Raw genomic sequence first — 17019 nt, forward strand, 5'->3', positions numbered from 1 at the left:
AACCTGTTGTATTTGGTTATTTAAATGCATTTAATATTATCGAGGAAGTTAATGAAGCAGCAAAAGATTAAATTGGTTGCACTGTGTATAGCTGCAACACTAGGAGCAAGTGCTTTAACCGCTTGTTCTAATAATTCAAATATGACCTCTCAATCACAGCAAGGCACTATGCAATCAAATCAAATTATTAAAAGTCAAAATGACCGAAGAGACTACCGTTTTATAGAATTAGATAATGGTCTTAAAGTTGCGTTAGTATCAGATGTCACTGCGGATAAAGCTGCAGCCTCACTAGATGTGCATATTGGCCATATGAGCGACCCTGCAGATAGGCATGGCTTATCTCACTTTTTAGAGCATATGTTGTTTTTAGGTACTAAAAAGTATCCAAAAGTAGGCGGTTATGATGAATATTTAAAAGCTAATGGTGGCTGGTCAAATGCAGGCACAGGTCAACAACATACAAATTACTTTTTTGAAGTGAATCAGGGTGCTTTTAATGAAGCATTAGATAGATTCGCACAATTTTTTATCTCTCCTACTTTAGATCCTGAATATGTAGAGCGCGAAAAAAATGCAGTGCACTCTGAGTATCAGATGAAAATAAAAGATGATGCGCGCCGTATTAGAGAAGTGCGCAAAGAAACGTCAAATCAAGCGCATCCTGCAAGCCAGTTTTCTGTTGGTAATTTAGATACTTTAGCCGATAGAGAAGATTCAAAGCTAGTTGATGATTTAAAAGCGCAATATAAAAAATATTATTCAGCAAGTCGCATGGCTTTATCTGTTGTTGGTAAAGAAGATTTAGATACGCTAGAAACTTGGGTTAGAGAAAAGTTCTCGGCAGTACCAACTAATGGATCAATTTCTCAGCCTGAAACTGTTGAACCTTATCTTGAAGAGCAGTTAGCAGTACGCATTGATATTGAACCAATGAAAGATGTGCGAACCCTAACTCTTAATTTTCCAGTACCAAGTTCGCTAGCGCATTATAAAGAAAAGCCGCTGACTTTTATTAGCCATATATTAGGTAATGAAGGTGAGGGTAGTCTATTTAGTTATTTAAAGCAGCAAGGTTTGATTGAATCTTTAGGTGCTTATCATTATGGTCCTGATGATTTTGAATTATTTACAGTGAGCATGAACCTCACTAAAAAAGGTTTAGCTGATTATCAACAGGTAACAGAAGCGACTTTTGCATATTTAAAATTAATCGCATCAAAAGGACTTAATCCGGCTTATTTTGAAGAGTTAAAGTCTGTGGCAGATACCAGCTTTAAGTTTCAAGAAAAACACTCAGCAGCAAATACGGTGCAAAATTTATCAGGGCAATTACAGTATTATTCACCTGAGCATCTACTAAATGCTGACTATATTTATCAAGATTTTTCAGCTGAAATTGTAAATCAGTACTTAGATTTATTAATACCAAGTAATATGCGTCAAACTCGAGTCGCTAAAGGTCTTGAAACCGATAAAGTACAAGCTGAATATAATACGCCATATTTAATGGCTAAACTGACTCAAGCTGAGTTAGATAAATATCAAAACCCAAAAGTAATAGAAGCGCTTAAGTTACCAAAAGAAAATCCATTTATAGCAAAAAATCTTAAATTAAAAACCATTACTTCTGATGCTGTAAATCCTGAGGTTGTTTTTGAAAAGCCGGGTTTTAAACTTTGGCATAAGCAAGATACTGAGTTTAAAATTCCTAAGGCCTCTGTGAATATTCAAATTTATTCTGATGAAGCAGGCAAAGATGCAGAATCGCGCGCTAAAAATACTTTATATAATGCTTTATTAAAAGACAGCTTAAATGAGTTTGGTTATCCGGCAAAACAAGCGGGCTTAAATTATAACTTATGGTCTACAAACCGTGGTATGGGGTTTGGTGTAAATGGTTATGATGAAAAACAAGTTGAGTTACTAGTTACAATTAATAAGCGTATAAGAAATTTAACAATAGATCCTGCTGCATTTGAATTACATAAAGCGCGCTTAATACGTAGTTGGAATAATGCGAAATTTGACCGTCCTTATTCACAAAGTTTATCTGCTTTATCTCAAGTGCAAAGAACAAAAGTATATGCGGCAAGTAAATTAGCAAAAGCATTAGAAGCAGTAAATATAGAAGAACTAAAGTCTTATATTGAAAGTTTTCATCGTGAAATTGAAATTGAAGCTCTAGTGCATGGCAATATGACAAAAGAAGAATCCATATTGCTTGCTAATAATTTGTATGCTCTCAACTTAACCGGCTCTAAAGCTAAAGTGCGCGCTGAGAAAGTGGTTAAGCTTAATAATAGTGATGCAACTTTAGTAAGAGAGCTCGATGTTGATCATAATGATTCATCATTAGTATTAAGTTATGTGAGCGATGATTCATCACTTGATAGCAGAGCCCATTTTGCTTTAATCGGGCGTGTAATAAACGCACCTTTTTATAAAGCGATCCGTACTGAACAGCAGTTAGGCTATATAGTCGCTGGTCGTTCTCGTATGTTAGAAGACTTACCGGGTTTATTCTTTTTAGTGCAGTCACCAAAAGCTGGACCTGTAGAATTACAGCGCCGTATCTCTGCATTTCTAACTGGTTTTGATGAGCAACTTACTCAAATGACACAAGAACAATTTACAGATTATAAAGAGGGTTTAATTAAAGACTTAAAAGCAAAAGATAAAAACTTGAATGAGCGTACGTCACATTATTGGGCTGAAATTAATGCAAAGGAATTTAACTTTGACAGTGATAAGCAATTGATATCAGCTATTGAGAAGTTGAGTCAGAATGACATTCAAGATTTTTATAATAAAGCGATGTTAAAAATTAAACCGATTTTAGTACGTAGTTTTGGTAAAGCACATCGTATGGATGAAGATTATAAAGCAGCACAAAAAGAGACTAATATCTGTAGAACAAATCCGTGTTTTGTTGAGCAGTTAAAAACCAGTGTGCGGTTTTAAGTTTACATTACGCGACTGAAGTCCCGTCTACTTAGATTGGACTAAAGTCTGTTGATTAATAGCTTAAGCTTTATTGAGTTATGATTATAAAAAAGACCGAAAAGAGATAACTCGTTTCGGTCTTTTTTGTTACTTATCGAGGCTAAAGCACAGTCTACTTAATTAGAAAAGTAGATGGGAGTTTAGTCCCCTATAACTTATACCAATTCTATTAAGTTAGTGAGCTAATATAAATTAGAATAAACTTTCAAGAGCAAGGCGCTTGATTGAGCAATAGCTGGCTATTGGGATTGAAAGCAACGCAGCTATTGTATATTTAGACCATTTAGATTGATCACATATTTATTGGAATTGGTATTATTTACCTTTAATTGTCGTATCAGCATCGGCTGCCATAAATGCAAATACTGCGTAAGCTGCGGCATTTTGCTGTATCTTTTTAGGATCTACTTTATCTAAAGTATCATCAGCTGTGTGATGGTAATCAAAATAGTCTGTACCATCAGTATGTAATGCGAAACCTGCAAGTCCACCTAATTGACGTAATGGAATTAAGTCAGGGCCATTTGCAGCTTTGTTAGCACCAATATACTCAATATTAAGCGGCGATAATTGCTTTGCTATTGCTCTTACAACTGGTAATGACGCAGCTTCAACATTTGATTGGAAGCCATAAATAAAATCTGCGCCAAAGTCAGACTCTGCAGCAGCTACAATATTATGTTTATCTTTAGCGTGTGCTTTTGCGTAAGCTTTAGCACCCCATAAACCTAGCTCTTCAGCTGCAAATAACACAACACGTACGCTGCGTTTTGGACGTTTAACATCGGCGATGAATTTTGCTGCTGCCATAGTTAAAGCAACACCAGCACCATCATCTAATGCTCCAGTACCTAGATCCCAAGAATCTAAATGACCACCAATTAATACATATTGTTCAGGGTTTTGTGTGCCGTTGATCTGACCAATAACGTTATAACTTTTTCCTTCACCTAAATCTTCAGTTTGTACGTTAATGTTCACTTTAACTGTTTTATTTAAAGCAGTTAAACGAGAAATTTGATCAGCATCTGGGTTTGGAATGGCGACTTTTACAATTTGATCAACGCCTTTTTTATATTGGCTGGCGCCTGTATGAGCAAATCTATGGTGTGATGTACTTACCGATCGCATCATAAAACCTACAGCGCCTTTTTTTGCTGCTTCAATGGCACCTGTGCGGCGTGCGCGTGTTGCAGGACCATAACCATTACCGTCTATATGGCGATTCATTTTATAGTTAATAAATACAATTTTTCCTTTGGCGATACCCTTAGGTGCAGCAATAAGTTCATCTAACGTTTCAAATTGAATAACTTCTGCTGTAATACCTGCTTTAGGCGTACTGACACTGCCACCTAGAGCTGTTAAATGTAATGTTTGTGCTGAAGGTGTGATAATAGCACCTGATTCACTGTATCGACGCCATGAAGGAAATGTAGCAGGCTCAATCCATACTTTGTCATAACCGAGCTCTTTGAATTTTTCCTGAGCCCATTGTACTGCTAAAGTATCATTTTTAGTGCCAGGTAATCTTGGACCGACTTCTGTGGTGAGTGAACTTAGAATATCGAAAGCTAAGTTACTGTTTAATGCATTAGTACGAATTTCAGAAACTTGCTCTATTTGTTTAGGTGTAAATTCTTGAGCAGTAACAGAAGTTATAAATGTTAAGCTACTAATAGCTAATGTGCAGAGTAATTTTTTCATGGTTTCCAAGCGCGCCTTTTAAAGAGAGCAGTATTTAAGCATTAAAGGGGCTTTGAGGTAAAGTTAGATGAGTTAAGTTTATGAGTAGAAATTGGAAGTTATTATTTACATTTTTAGATGTTAAAAACAAAAACTTGATTTTAGCCTAAAGGTTGTCCAAAACTAAACTCTATACGATTACCATCGGGATCTAATATGCCGCAGTAGTAGCCGACAGGGAAAGGCTCTTGTTTTGGCGGCCATAATAATATGCCATCCTCTTTTGCTTTATTGGCTAGTTTATCTACGTCTTCTTTGCTAGATAATGCAAAACCAAAGTGAGAAAAATCAGATTGCGATTGCTGGTGGCCAGGCCCTCCGGGTAAAATGACAAAAATAAATTGCGATTCTTTATCTGGTTCAGCTAACCAAATAATATGTTTACCATTTACATGACGGTCTCTAACAAGTTTAAGGCCTGCATAATTTTGATAAAATAATACACAAGCATCTACGTCTTTAACATGTAAAGCGATGTGGGTGAGCTTAGGCATTTATTGGATCAACTACAAAAATAGGCTTGTAGCTCAGAAGTTGTAGGTTGGTGTCTAAAAACAAGCTCGCCATCTATAAAAATATTAGGTGAATGACGAATATTGTTTTCACTGACTAACTTTGGGTTATCTTCAATGTAGTCGATATGGTAATCGATACCCACAGTTTGAAATTCACATTCAAGATTATGAATACAAAAATCAGTTTGTGTCACTAAAAGTTGAACTATCATAAAGCAAGGCTTCCTATTTAAATCCTTGCTTTAAGTATAGTTGCTATCTATTAATCTGTATTACTAATTCCACCTTTAGTTAACTTTGCAGGATCTAACAATTTTAATAATTCATCACGAGATAAATCTGTTTCTTGTTCTGCAATATCAATTATCGGTTGGCCCAGTTTATAGGCTTTTTTTGCTATTTCAGCAGCTTTTAAATAACCAATGACAGGATTTAAAGCGGTTACTAAAATTGGATTTTTAGTGAGAGCTTCGTTTATATGATCTTCTTTTACTACAAAGCTAGCGATTGCTTTATCAGCTAATAAATAACTTATGTTACTCAGTAAATCTATACTTTGTAATATGTTGTATGCAACAACGGGTAGCATAACATTTAGTTCAAAATTTCCAGATTGACCAGCAACGGTTATCGTTGCATCATTACCTATTACTTGTGCACTCACCATAGCTGTCGCTTCAGGTATAACAGGGTTTACCTTGCCTGGCATAATGGATGAACCTGGTTGAAGTGCTTCAAGCTCTATTTCACCTAATCCTGCAAGAGGGCCTGAATTCATCCAGCGTAAATCGTTCGCTATTTTCATATAGGCAATTGATAATACTTTTAAATGACCAGATAAGGTCACTATGACGTCTTGTGAGCCGATATTATAGAAAAAGTTATCACTAGGTTTAAAACTGATACCTGTTGCAGCACTTAAGTTAGAAGAAAATTTTCCTGCAAACTGTGCATCGGCGTTTATTCCTGTGCCAACCGCAGTGCCACCCTGTGCTAGAGAGGTTACTTGTTCAAGTGACTGCATAATTCCTAGTTTTGCATTTTGAATTTGGCTTTTCCATGCTGCTAATGTTTGTGTAAAAGTTACAGGCATCGCATCCATTAAATGTGTGCGGCCTGTTTTTACTATATGACCAATTTCAGCTGATTTTTTGTCTAATGCTTGTATTAAATGCTCAATTGCAGGTAATAAATTGAAATATGCCGTGATTGCGCTACTAATTTGAATTGCACTTGGGATCACATCATTTGAGCTTTGGCCCATATTGATATGATCGTTTGGATTGATATCTAAATTAGCTTGTTGGCTTGCTAAACTTGCAATCACTTCATTGGCGTTCATATTTGAACTAGTGCCAGAACCAGTTTGAAATACATCTATTGGGAATTGCTCTAAATGTTTGCCGTCAATGAGCTGTTCGCATGCTTTTTCTATCGCGATGGCGCGTTCGCCATCTAAATATCCCAGTTCAGCATTGGTCTGTGCTGCAGCATATTTGATATAGGCTAATGCCTGTATAAAACTGGCAGGCATAGTTAAACCGCTTACTGGAAAGTTATTTATCGCTCTTTGTGTTTGCGCTTGATATAGGGCGGTTTCAGGGACTTCTAATTCACCCATGCTGTCTTTTTCAATTCTGCTCTTTTTCATAATGTTCTTCTTTAATAGGGGTTAAATTCATGGCTTAAAATACGTAACTCACGCTCTAACTTATGATATTTTGTATGACTAGCGTCGTATTGTTTATAAAACCGTTTTAATGCTAATAATGGCTTATAGAGTTGATCTAAGCATTGCTTCCTCATGCATTCTGATTGCAATGGGTCACAAATTTTATTGATAAGGTCATGATAAGTGCGCCGAAGGAATAGCTCCTGAAGTAGGATGCACTGTTCTTTTGAATAGCTTCGTGCCAAAGTTAAGCCTGCATCAATAAACTGTGCAACAACATGAGCACTATGCATACTTTTACAGCGATTAAGCATTTTCACTTGTTGATTATAAATAACGGTAGCTTGTGCACTATTCATATTAAACCAGATAACTGTAATGATAATTGTTATCATTACAGTTATCTGGTTTATAGGCAAGTGTTTTATTAGATATATAATTAATGGGATTTATCGATGGATATTAATTGACTGAGAATAATTTTTATTTAGAATACAGGATTCTGAATATCTTAGTAAATAAATATGATGACCGATCAAGCTGAAATAGCCTTAAAGAAGCAATATAAATTATTAAAAAAAGCGATAAAATCAGAGCTAAAGAAGTCACTTAAAGCTGATGAAAGTATGCGTAATAACTTAATGAACTTATCTGCTTTAGACATTGAAAAGTTAGCAAATAAAATGGTAACTCAGGCTTTAGGGCAAAACGAAGTAGTTACGAATAAGCAAGTTGTTGTTAAAATAGCACCTAAGCCTACTAATATGAGCTTTGCGCTTAAACCATTAAAAAAATCACCTTGTAAACAGTGTCCTGCTTTATCTGGCGGCCTTTGTCAGTGTGCAATTAAGCAAAATAATAAAAAACCAATACGTTTAATGTCATAATCTTTTCATTATTTAAATACACCCTTTCCAGCAATATTACTTTCTTTGTACTTCTTCCCTGCCTTTATTATCGACCATCAAATTACTATTTAGAGTATTTTTACCTGTTGGAATTTACATTAGCTAAAAGTAGCTCTCTATAATTTAGGCATTAAAAAAACCCCAGTTATAAAATAACTGGGGTTTTTATTTAGCATTACTTACCTCAAGGTAAGTACCTGAATTAACAGGTTAACTAAAACAAGTTAATTACTTGTTTTTAGCTGCTTTAGCTTCTTTTACTTCAGCAATTACTTTTTCAGCAACGCTGTTAGGACAAGGCATGTAATGACCAAATTCCATAGAGAATTGACCACGGCCTGAAGTCATAGTACGTAATGAACCGATGTAACCAAACATTTCTGAAAGTGGTACGTCAGCTTTAATACGAACACCAGTTGCACCAGCGTCTTGACCTGCAATCATACCACGACGACGGTTAAGGTCACCGATTACGTCACCAACATGATCGTCTGGCGTGAATACGTCAACTTTCATGATAGGTTCGATTAGCTGTGCACCCGCTTTAGGGATAGACTGACGGAAAGCGCCTTTAGCAGCGATTTCGAAAGCAACAGCAGATGAATCAACTGCGTGGAAGCCACCGTCGTATAATTCGATTTCAACGTCAAGTACTGGGAAGCCGGCAAGAACACCTTCGTCCATCATTACTTTGAAGCCTTTCTCAACTGCAGGGAAGAATTCCTTAGGAACGTTACCGCCCACAACAGATGAAGTAAATACGAAACCTGAACCTGGCTCACCTGGCTTGATGCGGTAATCGATTTTACCAAATTGACCAGAACCACCAGATTGTTTCTTATGCGTGTAAGAATCTTCGATTTCAGATGTGATAGTTTCACGGTAAGCAACCTGTGGTTGACCTACTTCTAGCTCAACACCGTAAGTACGCTTAAGGATATCAACTTTGATATCTAAGTGAAGCTCACCCATACCTGAAAGGATTGTCTCACCTGAATCTTCATCAGTTTCAACGCGGAAAGTTGGATCTTCTGCAACCATTTTACCGATAGCTATACCCATTTTCTCAGTTGAACCTTTATCTTTAGGCTTAACAGAGATTGAGATTACTGGCTCAGGGAAAACCATCGCTTCTAGGATGATTGGATCTTTAGGATCACATAAAGTGTGACCAGTTTGAACGTTAGACTTCATACCAACGATAGCGATGATATCACCCGCTTGTGCAGAAGTAAGTTCGTTACGATCATCAGCTTGCATTTCACACATACGACCAATACGCTCAGTTTTACCTGTAGCAGCATTAAGGATAGTGTCACCTTTAGTAAGTGTACCTGAGTAGATACGTACGAAAGTAAGTGCACCAAAACGGTCATCAGAAATTTTAAAAGCTAATGCTTTAAATGTTTCGTCTGGAGAAACTGTTGCTACTGCGCCAGTTGCTTCACCTTCTTCATCAGTTAGAGGTTGAGGATCAACTTCAGTTGGAGATGGTAAGTAATCAACAACAGCGTCAAGAATTAATTGAACACCTTTGTTTTTGAATGCTGAACCACAGTAAGTAGGGAAGAAGTCCATTGTACGAGTACCTTTACGGATACAACGCTTGATGTCTTCTAGTGAAGGCTCTTCACCTTCCATATAAGCTTCCATAAGATCATCGTCTTGCTCAACAGCAGTTTCGATTAGTTGCTCACGGTACTCTTCTACTTTATCAACCATGTCCGCAGGAACATCAGTTACTTCGTAGTTTTCTGGAAGACCAGTGTCATCCCAAACGTATGCTTTACGAGTAAGAAGGTCAACAACACCAACGAAATCGTCTTCGATACCGATTGGTAAAACCATTACTAGTGGGTTAGCAGCTAGTACGTCTTGAGTTTGCTTAACAACGCGGTAGAAATCAGCACCCATACGGTCTAATTTGTTTACGAAGATAATACGTGCAACTTCTGATTCATTCGCATAACGCCAGTTAGTTTCTGACTGAGGCTCAACACCACCAGAACCACAGAAAACACCAACACCGCCATCTAATACTTTAAGTGAACGGTAAACTTCTACTGTGAAATCAACGTGTCCAGGAGTATCGATTACGTTAAAACGGTGATCTTTCCAGAAACAAGTAACAGCAGCAGACTGGATAGTAATACCGCGCTCAGCTTCCTGTTCCATGAAATCTGTTGTTGACTCACCATCATGTACTTCACCAGTTTTGTGGATCTGACCAGTAAGTTTCAAGATTCGTTCAGTTGTCGTTGTTTTACCAGCATCAACGTGAGCGAAGATACCAATATTTCTGTACTTTGATAAATCTGCCATTGTTCTACTCTTAAAGTTGCATTCAAAATGAATTCTGGAGTCACGGTATAAGCGAATTTTTAAATTTCTTCCGCTTTGACTCGATATTTGGGGCGCTATTATAAGGTAATGTGAACTAGATGGGAATAGAAGTTAAAAAAACAATGAACAAAAATGATACAAATTGATGTTTTTATGAAAAAAAACGTTGTTTAGAGATTTTAGAATGGTATTGATTGTTTTTTTAGTCGTTGATTTTAAAAGAGTTAGATGAGATTTTGTGAAAGTTGTAAAATTATATCTCAGAAACAAAAAAGACCTCATAAGAGGCCTTCGATAATAATTAAATGGCGGAGAAGGAGGGATTCGAACCCTCGATAGAGCTACAAACCCTATACTCCCTTAGCAGGGGAGCGCCTTCGGCCACTCGGCCACCTCTCCGACGCTTAATTTTAACGCATTAAAATGAACATAAATGCTCAAGTCTTCTTTTATAGGGAATTATTTAGATAAAGGAGTGAATTAAATCTAAATTATATTAATAACCTAGTAAAAGAAAGTGGCAGAGAAATAGGTGTTTATACCTTAGGATATGAGTCTATAAAATTAGACTTAATATTCTTATTTTTCAACCAAGTTTTAAATGGCGGAGAGATAGGGATTTGAACCCTAGATGGGCTATAAACCCATGCCGGTTTTCAAGACCGGTGCATTCGACCACTCTGCCATCTCTCCGTTGGGGTGAGATAATACTTAGCTGATATGCTTGTGTAAATACTTAACTTGACTGTTTGCTTAAAATTCAGTCAAAAAAGTGAATTTAATTATAAATATATTAATTTTTAGCCCTTTTTAGATTTATTTGAACGTTTTTATTGAGTATTTCGTTCTAATTATGAGAGCGTTTTAAATTTGGAGTTGTAATGCTAATAAAAAATAAAGGTATAAATCACTTAACTGAAGCGCAAGTGACTGATGAATCGATTTATCATCAGCGCAGAGATGTGATAAAAAAAATGGGCTTTATTGGTGCCGGTGGATTATTAGCAAGTTCAAATGCTGCAAATGCCAATCCTTTTAGTCTTTTTAGTAAAGAAGAAAAACCATTATTTGAAACTAAACCGCTCGATTTTAAAGCTGCGGTACTTGATGAGCAAAAGCGTACACCTGAAGCTAAAGTGATTTCTCATAATAACTTTTATGAGTTTGGTACAAAAAAATCAGACCCAGTTGAAAATGCACAGCACTTTCAAGTAAAACCTTGGCAGTTAAAAATTCACGGTGAAGTGAATAAACCTTTTGCACTGAATTATGATGATTTATATAAACAGTTTGCTTTAGAAGAACGTATTTATCGCCTTCGCTGTGTAGAAGCTTGGTCTATGGTGATCCCTTGGCTTGGTTTTTCACTAGCAAAATTAATAAAACAAGCTGATCCAACTTCAGATGCTAAATATGTCGCATTTGAAACCTTGCATGATAAGGAACAAATGCCAGGTCAGCGTAGTCGTTTTGGTGGCATAAATTATCCTTATGTTGAAGGATTGAGAATAGATGAAGCGATGAATCCGCTGAGTTTTTTGGCTGTTGGTTTATATGGAAAAACGCTACCACCTCAAAATGGTGCACCAATTCGGTTAGTGGTGCCTTGGAAATATGGTTTTAAAAGCATTAAATCGATTGTTTCTATTAAATTAGTAAAACATCAACCACCAACAAGCTGGAATCAATTAGCACCGCAAGAATATGGCTTTTATGCCAATGTAAATCCTGATGTATCACACCCAAGGTGGAGCCAAGCATCAGAAAGGCGCATCACTAGCGGCGGTTTATTTGATAGGAACCGTATAGCGACTTTACCTTTTAATGGGTACGGCAAAGACGTCGCACATTTATATAAAGGCATGAATCTTAAAAAGTACTTTTAATATTTATCTAGTGAAGGGACTTTAGCCGCGTAAAAGAGGTAATAGTAGTGAAGTTAAAAACTAAAGATAAAATCATTTTATTAAAAACAGCATTACACTGTATTTTATTTCTGCCCGCTGTTTTTGTGTTTTATTTGGCGATACAAGATCAGCTAGGCGCAGATCCTGTACAAGAACTTACTCACTTTACTGGGCTAAGTGCACTTAAGGTTTTACTTTTAGGCTTAATAATTAGTCCTTTAGCACCAAAAGTTAAATTTATACCTTTAATGCAAGTAAGGCGACTTGTTGGCTTGTATGCATTCTTTTATGCAAGCTTGCATTTATTAAGCTTTTTCATATTTGATTTACAGCTTGATTGGCCATTATTATTCAGTGAGATTGTAAAACGCCCTTATATAACAGTTGGTATGTTTGCTTGGCTGGTATTGTTGCTGCTTTCTATAAGTTCACCAATGTTTATTAGGAGAAAACTAGGTAAACGTTGGCAGCCATTACATAACTTAATCTATGTAACTGTGCCTATTGTGATTTTACATTTTTATTGGTCATTAAAGTCTGGTTGGATAGAGCCCGCTATATACTTAATTATCACTATTGCGTTATTAAGTGTTAGAAGACATAAACTTAAGCGTATTTTGTTAAGAAAAAGGGCATTTAATCTATAGTATTATAATGTTCGATGACGGTATTATTTATTGTGATTTTAATTATATAAATAATGAAAAAAGGCGTGGCTAAGCCAAAAGTTACGAGTGTTAAAAGAGTCCAACCTGTAATAGGTAAAAATAAATCCATTAAAGATTTATCAAATCTTAATCGATATTTTTTAATTTTCATAAAATTCCTTTTTATATGATTTAACAGTAATGGTCTATTAAATTATATATCGATGGAATTTATTTGGCTATATTTATTAACATTCAACTAAGCGATAACCAATACCACGTTTGGTTTCAACCATACTGATTTGTTTATCATTTAATTCGAACATTAATTTCTTTCTTAATTTACCTATATACACATCAACGACATTAGTCATAGGGTCCATATCCATACCCCAAACATTAGTTAATATGCGCTCTCTGCTTAGGTACTTTCCAGGATGTGTCATTAATAATTCTAATATCGCCATCTCTTTTACGGTAAGAGACACTTCTTCTTCATTTAAAGTAACAACATAGCTATCACGATCAAAGTTGATAGGTCCAAATGATAAAGCGTCACTATTGGTTTTAGTGGCTTGTGTGCGTTTAGATACAACTTCAATTCTTGCTAACAACTCATCATATGCAAATGGTTTAGTAACATAATCATCAGCACCTAAGCGCAAGCCTTTGACAATATCTTGAGACTCATCCATGGCTGTAAGCATGATAATTGGCGTATGATTTTGTTTTATTCGTAAGGCTTGGCAGACTTCTAAGCCATTTAAACCTGGTAACATTATATCCAATAAAATAAGTTTAAAGTCACCTTCAAGTGCCAATGCTAATCCTTCTTTGCCATCTGCAGCACGTACAATAAAGTAGCCTTCAGCTCGTAATCCTCGCTCTAAAAAACTGGCTACACGATCGTCATCTTCAACTAATAAAATTCTCATTTAATTTCAGCCTTTTCTTTAAAGCGCCATGGCAATAATACGGTTGCAGTACTGCCTTGGCCATTTTTATTCGGTTTTAAAGTTATATGTCCTTCGTGAGCATCAATAATGGCTTTGGCAACGGGTAAACCCAAGCCAGAGCCAGAAGTGACACTACGATTACCACGATAAAATCGTTCAAATACTTGTTGCTGCTCATTGTCAGTAATGCCAATGCCTTGATCTATTATTTTAACCGCAATAAATTCTTTATGCATAGATACTTTAATTTCATTTAAGGCATCTGTTTTAGAATAACTAAGCGCATTTTCTAATAAAATCATTAATACTTGTCGAATACGACGCTCATCGGCTTCCATATAAAGCTCGTCATCGGGTAAATTCAAAGATATTTTTTGTTGTTTTTCTTGTGCTTTTCTTTGATATTTTTCGAATAACTCACTTATTAACAGTGAGATATTAAACTCGCTTCTTTGTAATGAGAGCTGTCCTGCGCTTGAGCGAGCAACTAACATTAAGTCTTCAATTAGTGCTGTAGTATGTTTTACTTCATCAATAATACAGCTTAGTACTTGTTTGTAATCATTGATATTGTCAGTGTTTCCTCTTAGTACCACTTCAGACTCACCTCTAATAATAGTCAAAGGTGTACGTAATTCGTGGCCAATGTCAGCTAAAAATTGACGGCGCTGCTGATCTACTTGAGCTAACCGAGTATTACTTAATTCTAAGTCATAAGTTCTTTGTTGTACTTTTTCTTCAAGTGAGCGTTTTGCTATTGTGAGCTGATATTGCTGTTCAGATAACTGTTCAGCCATATTATTTAAAGATTCACCTAAAAATTGAAATTCAAAATCCTTTTGTGGTGCAATTCGGTAATCTAAAGCGCCGTTACTAAACTCTTGTGTTGCACCTAATAATTGTTTTGTTGCTACATTAATACGGCGCCAAAAGTACCAAAATGTAAATAAGGTAAAAATGCTCATTACGCCTAATGCAGTTAATAATATTTGATTATTTCTATGATAAAGTTGATTTACACTTTTACGAATTTGCTCTGCTTGAAATTGCTCTTGCTTTACTGCTTTATCAATTAGTAAGTTAAACTCAGTATCTATATTTTGTTGTTGTAACAAGCTAAATAATTTTTTAGCCGGTGGTAATTTATCTTCAGCAACAAGCAGCTTTATTTCATTATTGGTTTTCAGTATTCGCTCTACTTTTTGCGAAATTTTATCATACGCTTGTAATTCAAGGTTGATATTTGCATGGTTAGTGACACTTGATTTTTTTAATAAAATTTGACGAATATCAAATAGGGATTGTCGTAATACTTGAGCTTTTTCTGCTTTTAATTGGGGAGTTTGTACTTGCCCTGTTCTGACTATTTCGCCCATAGCAATCAGTTTTTCTAAACTCAGTTTAGCTACATCAGAATATTTAATTAATATATCGTGAGTATAATCTGATTCTTGAGCGTGTTGATTATATTGATTTGAGCTGTCGAAATAGAAAAAACGGCTCTATTTGCGTTAGTTGTTGATATCTGAATTTGTACTATAATTAATTGTCCCAAAGCTAGAGAGGTCGGGACATTGAAGAAAAATCAATTCACACTAATAATTGAATCGTTATCTAAGCTAACACATAACCAAAAACGATTGCTACACCATCACGTTGTAGAAGACCTCAAACGTGGTGATACTGATAACTTGATCAATGAATGTAAAGGTGATGATGTTATCTGCCCTCACTGTGGTAATGAGGAAATTGGCAAATGGGGCATGGCTGCTGGCTTACAACGCTTCAAATGTAAAAACTCTTCATGTGGAAAAACTTTTAATGCTCTAACTAAAACACCTCTAGCTCGATTGAGAAAGCGTGAACTCTGGGCAAAGAACCTAGAGTACATGTTAGATGGCTTGCCAATTAGACGAGTTGCGGAACTCTTAGAAGTTGCAGAGACTACAGCGTTTCGATGGCGACACAGATTCCTTAAAGCTCCAGCACAGCGCAAACCATCAGAAGTAGCGGGAATCATCGAAGCTGATGAAATGTTTTTCATGGAGAGCTTTAAAGGCAACCAAACGATATATGATCGTAAGCCTAGAAAACGAGGTGGCATGGGCGATAGACGTACTGTTGATGATAAAATCCCTGTATTGATCGTAGTAGATAGAAGCGGAGGTTTAACAGACTTCGTACTTGAAGAACATTCAAGCGATGAAATTCACAATGCAATGAGACCAATAGTAAATCACGACAGTATTCTCTGTAGCGATGGCGCACACGCCTATCGTTCTTTCGCCAAGGAAGAAAATATCCAGCATTATCGCACGATAGTCAGTAAAGGTGAGCGAGTGATCGGTGGTCAATTCCATATCCAGAACGTAAATGGCTATATGAGCCGTTTACGGGGCTGGATGCGAAGGTTTAATGGTGTTGGTACAGAATATCTCCCAAATTACTTGGGTTGGATGAGAATGATGGATAGCAAGAAAGATAAGTACAAAGAGGTAAGGCTTGCATACTTAATTGACGAAAATCTTGCTTATGGCCTCGTTGCCTAGATTTATATTTATTTGATTATGAAGGCGATTTTGTTACATTAATGTGTACTTACATATTGATAATAAAAATACTAAGGAAGGAAAAAATGAAAAAGAGAATCGCAATATTAAGTTCAATATTAGGGTTGCAGTTTTCTGCTGTAGCTCAAGCTAATAACTATGCTGACGTTAAGCTTACTCACCTAGATCCAGAAAAGTCTGCTGCTACATGGGTTAGAACTAAACAAGTCACTCCTAGATACCCTATGGATCTAGCTATGAAAGGTATAGCTGGTTGTGGAGTCTTTAAGCTGACCGTAGATGAAGACGGTAAATCACAAGATATAGAATTAGTTTCGTCTATTCCTAAGAAAGTTATTTTCAAACCTGCTAAAAAGGTCATAAAAAAGTGGCGCTGGGAAAATGTTTCAGGCCAGCCAAGCCAAGCTGAAGAAAAGGTAATACGCTTAGATTTTTGTATGGGCGGAAGCTCTGAAGAAGAAGCAAAAGCTAGGTGTGCTGAACAAGCAAAACTTCAATGTGAATAATATTTAAAATACTTTTCAAAATAGCGTGGGAATAATCAGTAATTTCCACGTTTTCTCCCACAAAAGGAATTATTCAACACTTAACGCAAATAGAGCCAAAAAAACCAATTAGGCCACTAAGCATAAAAATAATGCCAAATGACAGTAGTAATTTATGGGTTAATTTACTGCATTTTAGCTTTTTAGTGACTGAGTTCAATAAAGATCCAAAGTAAGTTAGTTGCAGAGGTATTTTAAGTATAC

15 protein-coding genes and 2 tRNA genes are annotated in these 17019 nt (G+C 36.1%); 6 read left to right on the top strand and 11 right to left on the bottom strand.

Annotated elements, in window-relative coordinates; all coding sequences use genetic code 11:
• Positions 1-51: 51 nt before the first annotated feature.
• Positions 52-2964: an insulinase family protein gene (locus tag PSA_RS02945; RefSeq protein WP_042151951.1), complete on the top strand. Its 2913-nt coding sequence runs from the start codon at positions 52-54 to the stop codon at positions 2962-2964.
• 357 nt (positions 2965-3321) lie between these two features.
• On the opposite strand, the gene PSA_RS02950 is transcribed toward PSA_RS02945, so the two are convergent.
• The 5 genes from PSA_RS02950 to PSA_RS02970 form a co-directional block, all read right to left on the bottom strand.
• Positions 3322-4713, bottom strand: coding sequence for a M20/M25/M40 family metallo-hydrolase (locus tag PSA_RS02950; RefSeq protein ID WP_042151954.1), 1392 nt, complete (start codon positions 4711-4713; stop codon positions 3322-3324).
• A gap of 140 nt (positions 4714-4853) precedes the next feature.
• A complete protein-coding gene (locus tag PSA_RS02955; protein WP_042151957.1) occupies positions 4854-5246 on the bottom strand; it encodes a VOC family protein in 393 nt (130 codons plus the stop codon).
• Between the two features lie 8 nt (positions 5247-5254).
• Entirely contained in the window at positions 5255-5479 is a 225-nt protein-coding gene (locus PSA_RS02960; RefSeq protein ID WP_042151960.1) for a thioredoxin family protein, read from the bottom strand.
• Between the two features lie 50 nt (positions 5480-5529).
• The gene (locus tag PSA_RS02965) at positions 5530-6918 is read right to left on the bottom strand and encodes a lyase family protein (RefSeq protein WP_042151963.1); all 1389 of its coding nucleotides are present in this window, start codon (positions 6916-6918) and stop codon (positions 5530-5532) included.
• A gap of 11 nt (positions 6919-6929) precedes the next feature.
• Positions 6930-7298 (bottom strand): hypothetical protein, encoded by a 369-nt coding sequence (locus tag PSA_RS02970; protein ID WP_231665213.1) that lies wholly within the window; start codon positions 7296-7298, stop codon positions 6930-6932.
• A 165-nt stretch (positions 7299-7463) separates the two neighbouring features.
• Between PSA_RS02970 and PSA_RS02975 the strand changes: the two genes are divergently transcribed.
• On the top strand, positions 7464-7826 hold the full coding sequence (locus tag PSA_RS02975) for a hypothetical protein (protein WP_042151968.1): 363 nt from the start codon (positions 7464-7466) through the stop codon (positions 7824-7826).
• Positions 7827-8075: 249 nt separating this feature from the next.
• Here PSA_RS02975 and fusA read toward each other — a convergent pair whose 3' ends face one another.
• From fusA to PSA_RS02990, 3 genes are all read right to left on the bottom strand, one after another.
• Positions 8076-10169, bottom strand: coding sequence for an elongation factor G (gene fusA, locus PSA_RS02980; protein WP_042151970.1), 2094 nt, complete (start codon positions 10167-10169; stop codon positions 8076-8078).
• Between the two features lie 327 nt (positions 10170-10496).
• A tRNA-Ser gene (locus PSA_RS02985) sits at positions 10497-10589 on the bottom strand.
• A gap of 203 nt (positions 10590-10792) precedes the next feature.
• Positions 10793-10883, bottom strand: a tRNA-Ser gene (locus PSA_RS02990).
• Between the two features lie 188 nt (positions 10884-11071).
• Between PSA_RS02990 and msrP the strand changes: the two genes are divergently transcribed.
• Positions 11072-12076 (top strand): protein-methionine-sulfoxide reductase catalytic subunit MsrP, encoded by a 1005-nt coding sequence (gene msrP / locus PSA_RS02995; RefSeq protein WP_042151980.1) that lies wholly within the window; start codon positions 11072-11074, stop codon positions 12074-12076.
• A gap of 47 nt (positions 12077-12123) precedes the next feature.
• Positions 12124-12744, top strand: a complete 621-nt coding sequence (msrQ, locus tag PSA_RS03000) for a protein-methionine-sulfoxide reductase heme-binding subunit MsrQ (RefSeq protein WP_042151983.1) — start codon at positions 12124-12126, stop codon at positions 12742-12744.
• Here msrQ and PSA_RS03005 read toward each other — a convergent pair.
• The 3 genes from PSA_RS03005 to PSA_RS03015 all read right to left on the bottom strand — a co-directional run bounded on the left by PSA_RS03005 (position 12734) and on the right by PSA_RS03015 (position 15076).
• On the bottom strand, positions 12734-12916 hold the full coding sequence (locus PSA_RS03005) for a hypothetical protein (protein ID WP_042151986.1): 183 nt from the start codon (positions 12914-12916) through the stop codon (positions 12734-12736). The genes msrQ and PSA_RS03005 overlap by 11 nt on opposite strands.
• A 76-nt stretch (positions 12917-12992) precedes the next feature.
• Positions 12993-13679 carry a response regulator transcription factor gene (locus PSA_RS03010; RefSeq protein ID WP_042151988.1) on the bottom strand — a complete coding sequence of 229 codons (687 nt, stop codon included), beginning with the start codon at positions 13677-13679 and terminating at the stop codon, positions 12993-12995.
• A complete protein-coding gene (locus tag PSA_RS03015) occupies positions 13676-15076 on the bottom strand; it encodes a cell wall metabolism sensor histidine kinase WalK (protein ID WP_052380235.1) in 1401 nt (466 codons plus the stop codon). The genes PSA_RS03010 and PSA_RS03015 overlap by 4 nt, the downstream gene beginning before the upstream one ends.
• A gap of 198 nt (positions 15077-15274) precedes the next feature.
• Here PSA_RS03015 and PSA_RS03020 point away from each other — a divergent pair, with 198 nt between their 5' ends.
• Both PSA_RS03020 and PSA_RS03025 read left to right on the top strand, forming a co-directional pair.
• On the top strand, positions 15275-16249 hold the full coding sequence (locus PSA_RS03020) for an IS1595-like element ISPesp2 family transposase (protein WP_042153779.1): 975 nt from the start codon (positions 15275-15277) through the stop codon (positions 16247-16249).
• An 86-nt stretch (positions 16250-16335) separates the two neighbouring features.
• On the top strand, positions 16336-16776 hold the full coding sequence (locus tag PSA_RS03025) for an energy transducer TonB (RefSeq protein WP_042153776.1): 441 nt from the start codon (positions 16336-16338) through the stop codon (positions 16774-16776).
• Positions 16777-17019: the final 243 nt, after the last annotated feature.

It is taken from the genome of Pseudoalteromonas sp. '520P1 No. 423' (genome assembly GCF_001269985.1).
Lineage (GTDB): Bacteria > Pseudomonadota > Gammaproteobacteria > Enterobacterales > Alteromonadaceae > Pseudoalteromonas.